Source organism: Mesorhizobium sp. M4A.F.Ca.ET.022.05.2.1 (assembly GCF_003998845.1).
Classification (GTDB): Bacteria; Pseudomonadota; Alphaproteobacteria; order Rhizobiales; family Rhizobiaceae; genus Mesorhizobium.
In genome coordinates, this window is record NZ_RZOJ01000309.1 from 1 (window position 1) to 7,147 (window position 7,147).

The 7,147-nt window shown below is 64.5% G+C and carries 8 protein-coding genes; 6 read left to right on the forward strand and 2 right to left on the reverse strand.

All coding sequences use genetic code 11. The features are described 5' to 3' along the window. Both hrpB and EN745_RS25650 read right to left on the reverse strand, forming a co-directional pair. A partial coding sequence (hrpB, locus tag EN745_RS25645; RefSeq protein WP_127422561.1) for an ATP-dependent helicase HrpB occupies nt 1–1,291 on the reverse strand: 1,291 nt, incomplete at its 3' end. A 55-nt stretch (nt 1,292–1,346) separates the two neighbouring features. Continuing rightward, nucleotides 1,347–2,237 (reverse strand): DMT family transporter, encoded by an 891-nt coding sequence (locus EN745_RS25650; protein WP_127422562.1) that lies wholly within the window; start codon nt 2,235–2,237, stop codon nt 1,347–1,349. 26 nt (nt 2,238–2,263) lie between these two features. Between EN745_RS25650 and EN745_RS25655 the strand changes: the two genes are divergently transcribed. The 6 genes from EN745_RS25655 to EN745_RS25680 all read left to right on the forward strand — a co-directional run. Next, complete coding sequence (locus tag EN745_RS25655) at nt 2,264–2,962, forward strand: PIG-L deacetylase family protein (protein ID WP_127422563.1); 699 nt, start codon at nt 2,264–2,266, stop codon at nt 2,960–2,962. Between the two features lie 233 nt (nt 2,963–3,195). Beyond that, the gene (locus tag EN745_RS25660; RefSeq protein WP_126056826.1) at nt 3,196–4,527 is read left to right on the forward strand and encodes an ABC transporter substrate-binding protein; all 1,332 of its coding nucleotides are present in this window, start codon (nt 3,196–3,198) and stop codon (nt 4,525–4,527) included. Nucleotides 4,528–4,634: 107 nt separating this feature from the next. Next, nucleotides 4,635–5,582 (forward strand): sugar ABC transporter permease, encoded by a 948-nt coding sequence (locus EN745_RS25665; protein ID WP_126059255.1) that lies wholly within the window; start codon nt 4,635–4,637, stop codon nt 5,580–5,582. Further along, nucleotides 5,579–6,529, forward strand: coding sequence for a carbohydrate ABC transporter permease (locus tag EN745_RS25670; RefSeq protein WP_126056827.1), 951 nt, complete (start codon nt 5,579–5,581; stop codon nt 6,527–6,529). The genes EN745_RS25665 and EN745_RS25670 overlap by 4 nt, the downstream gene beginning before the upstream one ends. 190 nt (nt 6,530–6,719) lie before the next feature. After that, the gene (locus EN745_RS25675; RefSeq protein WP_126056828.1) at nt 6,720–6,923 is read left to right on the forward strand and encodes a hypothetical protein; all 204 of its coding nucleotides are present in this window, start codon (nt 6,720–6,722) and stop codon (nt 6,921–6,923) included. 4 nt (nt 6,924–6,927) lie between these two features. Next, nucleotides 6,928–7,147: ATP-binding cassette domain-containing protein (locus EN745_RS25680; RefSeq protein ID WP_145992128.1), on the forward strand; the 220-nt coding region annotated here is incomplete at its 3' end.

Consider the following 7,147-nt stretch of genomic DNA (forward strand, 5'->3'; position numbering starts at 1 on the left):
CCATATGGGCAAGCCGCACCGGCAGCGCGAGCTTGCGCATGGCGGCACCGGCGTCGGTGAGACGCCCGGCGTCGTCGATGGCATGCAGGGCGACCAGCAAGGCCCTCGCTTCGTTGAGCGCCGGAACCGGTGGCAGATCGAGGAAGGACAGGCTCGTGGGATCGGCGACGCCGAAGGCTGCGCAGTCGAGCAGCAGGCCGGAAAGATCGGCCTCGAGGATTTCAGGCGGGGTGAAGGCGGGAAGTGCCGCGGTCTGCTCGGCCCGCCACAGCCGGATGGCCACGCCTGCTTGCGTGCGGCCGGCGCGGCCGGCTCGCTGGTCGGCGGAAGCCCGGCTGACGCGCACCGTCTCCAGTCTGGTCAGGCCGCTGGCCGGCTCATAGCGCGGCAGCCGCGACAGGCCGGAATCGATGACGACGCGCACGCCGTCGATGGTGATTGAGGTCTCGGCGATCGAGGTCGCCAGCACCACCTTGCGGCGGCCCGGCGGCGACGGCCTGATCGCCGCGTCCTGCGTCTTGTTGTCGAGCTGGCCATAGAGCGGCACGATGTCCGTGTCGGCACTGATGCGATCCCGCAGCCGCTCTGCGGTGCGCTCGATCTCGCGCTGGCCGGGCAGGAAAGCGAGCAGGCTGCCGCTTTCCTCGGCAAGCGCCGTACGGATCGCCATGGCCATGGCGTCCTCGATCGCCGTGCCCGGCGACCGCTGGTCATAGCGAATGTCGACCGGGAAGGCGCGGCCCTCGCTCTCGATCACCGGCGCGCCTGACAAGAGTCTGGCCATGCGCGCGCCGTCGAGCGTCGCCGACATGACCAGCAGGCGCAGGTCCGGCCGCAACGCGCCCTGCACGTCGAGCGCCAGCGCCAGGCCGAAATCGCCGTCGAGCGAGCGCTCGTGGAACTCGTCGAAGATGACGGCGGAGACGCCGGGCAGTTCGGGATCGTCGAGGATCATGCGCGAGAGAACACCCTCGGTGACGACGAGGATTTTCGTCCGCGCCGAGGTGCGGTTCTCCATGCGCATGGCATAGCCGACGGTTCCGCCGGGTTCCTCGCCGAGCAACTCGGCCATACGGCGGGCGGCGGCGCGAGCGGCGAGCCGGCGCGGCTCGAGCAGGATGATCCTGCCCGCGCCGAGCCACGGCGCGTCGAGCAGCGCCAGCGGCACCAGAGTCGTCTTGCCGGCGCCGGGCGGCGCCACCAGCACGGCGCTGCTCTTCGTCGCCAGCTCTTCGCCAAGAGCCGGCAGCACGGCGGAGACCGGAAGCTCCGGCAAGGGGTTGGTCTTCATCACGCCCGCATATCAGCGCCCATGGCCAGCACGCAACAACGCGCTGACGGCCACCTCAAAGCCTGATGCGCGAAAATGGATTCCAGCGCACCGTGCCCAGCCGCACCTCCTCGCGCACCATGGTGAGCAAGCCGGAGGCGCCGACTACGGCGAGGCCGATGAGCGACAGCACGTCCGGATATTCGTGGAAGAACAGCGCGCCCAGGATCACGGCCCAGACAATCTGCGAATAGTGCATCGGCGCGATGCGGTTGGCCGGCGCGTATTTGGCGGCGAGCAGTTGCATCAGTTGCCCGCCGGCGGTGAAGGCGCCGGCCATGGCCAGCCAGGCGAACTGCACGGGGTTCGGCAACGCGAAGGCGGCGGTAGCGGCACCAGCTCCGTTGAACAGCAGGCCGTAGCCAACCAGGACACCGAGCATGGACGTGCGCTTCTCCTGCTGGGCAAGCGAGCGCATCAGGATGACGCTGGTGGCGGCGAGAAAGGCATTCACGAAGGCGGCCAGATGGCCAAGGTTCAATTCGCGAAAGCCTGGCCGCACCACCAGCATCACTCCGGCGAAGCCGGCGACCACGGCCAGCCAACGCCACGGGCCGACCTTTTCCTTCAGGATGACGGTCGACAGGACGGTGACCAGCAGGGGCGCCAGGAAGATCAGCGCGTAGACTTCGGCCAGCGGAATGTGGGTGAAGGCGTAGACGCTGAGCACGCCGGAGGCGATGCCGCACCAGGCCCGGGCCTGCACGGCCCATGGCCGCTTCATGCGCCAGAAATCACGCCAACGCTCGTTTGCCGGACGGGTGAAGAAAAGGAGACAGCCGGCAAACAAGGTGACGAAGAAGCCGATCTCGAAGACGGTGAACTGTCCGCCCAGGCTCTTGATAACGGCATCGCTGCCCGAATAGCTTGCATAGGCGAGCAGGGCGAGCAGGATTCCGTTCGGCACGTTTTTCCATTTCCGGGGAGAGAAGAGTGAAAGTATTGGCGCTCGGCGCGCATCCGGACGACATTGAGATATTCATGTTCGGTACGATGGCCGCCTATGCCGCGCTAGGCGCAGAACTGACTTTCGCCATAGCCACGGACGGCGCCAAGGGCGGCAAGGGCGCTCCGGCAACCCTTGCCCGCGCGCGCCGCGAGGAAGCGACGGCGGCGGCAGGGCTGCTTGGCGTCGTCCCGCGCTTCCTCGACTTTCCCGACGGGGCGCTCGTGGCCGACGCCGCCCTGATCGGCGCGCTGAGGACGCTGATCGGCGAGGTGAAGCCCGATCTCGCCATCACCCATGCGCCGAACGACTATCATGGCGACCACCGTGCGCTGTCGGACGGCGTGCGCATCGCGGCATCGTTCGCGGTGCCGGTGCTGCATGCCGATACGCTTGGCGGCACCGGCTTTTCGCCGACGCATTACGTCGACATCTCCGGCCATGCCGGGATCAAGGCTGACGCGATCCGGGCGCATCGCTCGCAAGACCCCGAGCGCTTCGTCGAGGCATCGCGGACGCTGAACGCCTTCCGCGCCAGCCAATGCAACGGCGCCTCGGGTGCGCTTGCCGAAGCCTTCCGCTTCGAGCCGGTCTTCCCCTTCGCCGACATCCGCGCCCTGCTGCCGCCGGCGCCGCCGATCCGGCCAGTGACGGTGAGTTCGAAGACCGTGCAGCAAGCGGGCTGACAACGAACGGCCGGAACGGTCGGCGGTTATTTTCCAACGATTTCAAGCGTGCCTTCCGCCATGTTGCGGCGCAGCAACGAATTCGCTTGCGTTGTTTAGTAAAAAGAGCATCACTAAACAAATTACTAAACATCCGGCGCTCAGCGCACCGTCACGTTTAGGCCCCCGGAGGAGCGGGGGTTGAGGGCTCTTGAAACCGTCATCCGGACGCGTTTCGCAAATGGGAGGAAGGCATGAAATCGACCTTGAAACTGGCGTTGGGTCTGGCCTCGGCGATCACCGCGTCGACCGCCGTCTCGAACGCCGCGCATGCGGAAGACCTGACGCTTTGCTGGGCCGCCTGGGACCCGGCCAACGCACTCGTGGAACTGTCCAAGGACTTCACCAAGGAAACCGGCATCGGCATGAAGTTCGAGTTCGTGCCGTGGACCAACTATGCCGACCGCTTCCTCAACGAGCTCAACTCGCACGGCAAATTGTGCGACCTGATAATCGGCGACAGCCAGTGGATCGGCGGCGCCGCCGAGAACGGCCACTATGTCAAGCTGAACGACTTCTTCGACAAGGAGAAGATCAGCATGGACGACTTCGTGCCGGCGACCGTGGTCGGCTATTCGGAATGGCCGAAGAACACGCCGAACTACTGGGCACTGCCGGCCATGGGCGACGTCGTCGGCTGGACCTACCGCAAGGACTGGTTCTCCAAGCCGGAGCTGCAGAAGGAATTCAAGGAGAAGTACGGCTGGGATCTCGGTCCGCCGGCGACCTTCGATCAGCTGAAGCAGGTCGCCGAATTCTTCCAGAAGCGCGAGATCGACGGCAAGACGGTCTATGGCGCCTCGATCTATACCGAGCGCGGCTCGGAAGGCATCACCATGGGCGCCATGGACGTGCTCTACAGCTTCGGCTTCCAGTATGAGAATCCGAAGAAGCCCTACGAGATGGAAGGCTTCGTCAACTCCGAGAAGTCGGTGAAGGGTCTGGAGTTCTACAAGGCGCTCTATGATTGCTGCACCCCGCCCGGCGCCTCGAACAGCTATATGGGCGAAGGCGTCGACGCCTTCAAATCCGGCCAGGTGGCGATGCACATGAACTTCGCCTTCACCTGGCCTGGCCTGCAGAAGGACGAGAATGTCGGCGGCGACAAGATCGGCTATTTCGCCAATCCCAAGGGTCCCGACGGCGACCAGTTCGCCCAGCTCGGCGGCCAGGGCATCTCGGTGGTCTCCTATTCCGACAAACAGGAATCGGCGCTGAAATACATCAAGTGGTTCGCCAACAAGGACGTGCAGGCCAAGTGGTGGTCGCTGGGCGGCTATTCCTGCCTTAACGCGGTGGTCAAGGACCCGAAGTTCCCGGCCAGCCAGCCCTATGCGCAGACCTTCCTCGACTCGATGGCCATCGTGAAGGACTTCTGGGCCGAGCCGAGCTACGCACCACTGCTGCAGGCCTCGCAGAAGCGCTTCCATGACTATGTCGTGGCCGGCCAGGGTTCGGCCAAGGACGCGCTCGACGGCCTGGTCAAGGACTGGACGCAGGTGTTCCAGGACGACGGCAAGATGTAAGGCTCCTCCCGGGCCAGACCGCAGCGTCCCGTGCCGCCCTTGGCACGGGACGCAGTTCAGATAAATTCCATCGCAGAGACATCCAAGTGACCGATGCAGGACTGACCATGCTCAATCGGACTGCGGACAACGTTGCCCGGGCCACGCCGGAGCCGTTGGCCCGCCGGGTCCGGGGCATCAGCGACAAGGGCCTCGCCTGGCTGTTCATCTCGCCGACGATCCTTTTGCTGCTCGCCATCAACATCTTCCCGCTGTTCTGGGCGATCTATCTGTCCTTCACCAACTACCGCGCCAACCGCCCGAACGAGGTGGTGAAGAACCTGGGGCTTGCCAACTACAAGCGCATCCTGACCGACCAGGACATCTGGATCGCCATGCAGACGACGGCGCATTTTGTCTTCTGGACCATCCTCCTGCAAACGGTGATCGGCTTCACGCTGGCCTGGCTGATCGACCGCAAGTTCCGCGGCCACGCCTTCTGGACGACCATCATCCTGGTGCCGATGATGCTGTCGCCGGCGGTGGTCGGCAATTTCTGGCGCTTCCTCTACGAGCCGCAGATCGGCCTGTTCTCCTATGTCATCTCCTTCGTCACCGGCATTCCGCCGACGAATGTGCAAATGCTGTCGAACGTCGACCTGGCGCCGTGGTCGATCATCATCGTCGACACCTGGATGTGGACGCCTTACGTGATGCTGATCTGCCTCGCCGGCCTGCGCTCGATCCCCGAATACATCTACGAGGCGGCCGAGGTCGACCGCGCCTCCAACTGGCGCCAGTTCTGGTCGATCACGCTGCCGATGGCGCTGCCCTTCATCATGCTGGCGGTGCTGTTCCGTGGCATCGAGAACTTCAAGATGTTCGACATGGTCAATCTCTTGACTGGCGGCGGGCCGGGCTCGACCACCGAGGTCGCGTCGATCACGCTGAAGCGGCAGGCCTTCGAGAGCTGGCGCACCGGCTATTCCTCGGCCTTCGCCATCATCCTGTTCGTCGCCGTGTTTGGCCTGGCCAACATCTACGTCAAGGCGCTCAACAAGGTGAAGCAGAGATGAGCCTGACATCAGCCCATTCCGTCGTCGCGCCCTCGGCGAATTCGAAGCTGGTCGCCGGCACGATCATCGTCGCCTATGCGCTGATCTCGATCGTGCCGCTGCTGTGGATCTTCGCCACCAGCTTCAAGACGCCGCCGGATTCGATCGCCTATCCGCCGAAGATCGTGTTCCAGCCGAGCATCGAGGGGTATTGCAACCTGTTCACGACGCGCACCCGGCAGACGCCGGAATACATCAACTCGCTCGGACCGGCGACCGGCTTCTGCGACGAGACGGTGCGCAAGCGCAACATGGTGATCGCGGGGCCGTCGAACTTCTTGCCGCGCTTCGTCAATTCGCTGATCATCGCCTTCGGCTCGACCTTCTGCGCGGTGTTCCTCGGCACGCTGTCGGCCTACGGCTTCTCGCGCTTCAAGGTGCCGCTCGCCGACGACCTTCTGTTCTTCATCCTGTCGACGCGCTTCATGCCGCCGATCGCGGTCGCCATCCCGATCTACCTGATGTACCGCGAGATCGGCCTCTCCGACACCGCGCTCGGCATGATCCTGCTCTACACCGCGGTCAACGTCTCGCTCGCCGTGTGGCTGCTCAAGGGCTTCATCGACGAGATCCCGCGCGAGTATGAAGAAGCGGCGATGATCGACGGCTATACCAGGCTGCAAGCCTTCTGGCGCACCGTGCTGCCGCAGGCGACCACCGGCATCGCCGCGACCGCCATCTTCTGCCTGATCTTCGCCTGGAACGAGTACGCGTTTGCCGCGCTCCTGACCTCCGGCACGGCACAGACCGCGCCGCCCTTCATCCCGACCATCATCGGCGAGGGCGGCCAGGACTGGCCGGCGGTGGCCGCGGGCACGACGATCTTCCTGGTGCCGATCCTGGTCTTCACCATCCTGCTCCGCAAGCAGCTCTTGCGCGGCATCACCTTCGGCGCGGTGCGCAAATGATGAACAGTCAGCAAGTGTGGAACCAGCGCTGGGGCAGCGTCCCTTCTCCCCGTTCACGGGGAGAAGATGCTGGCAGGCAGATGAGGGCCAGCGCCGACATATGTCTCAATGAGGGGCGTTTGCGCCGCCCCTCATCCGACCCTTCGGGCCACCTTCTCCCCGTGAACGGGGAGAAGGAAGGCGGTGTCGCATGAGCCGCACTGTTGTCTCCAAGCGCTCCTCATGGCCTCGCTGGGCAAGGCGCGGCCTGCTGGAGAACATCGCCACCGCTATTATCGCCATCGGCTTCCTGATGCTGTTCCAGCCCTTCGCGCTGTCGCTCTACACCTATTCCTTCATCACCATGCTTGCAGGCACCTTGATGTTCATCATCGTCTCGAAATTCCCGGAGTAGGACGATGGCCGAAATCCGCGTCCAACATCTTAGGAAAGCCTTCGGCGATTTCGTCGCCGTGCAGGATTCCAACTTCGTCGTCGAGGACGGCGAGTTCTTCGTCATGCTCGGACCGTCGGGCTGCGGCAAGACCACTACCTTGCGCATGATCGCCGGGCTTGAGTTGCCGACCGGCGGCAAGATCCTGCTCGGCGGCGAGGACGTCACGATGCGCCGGGCGCGGG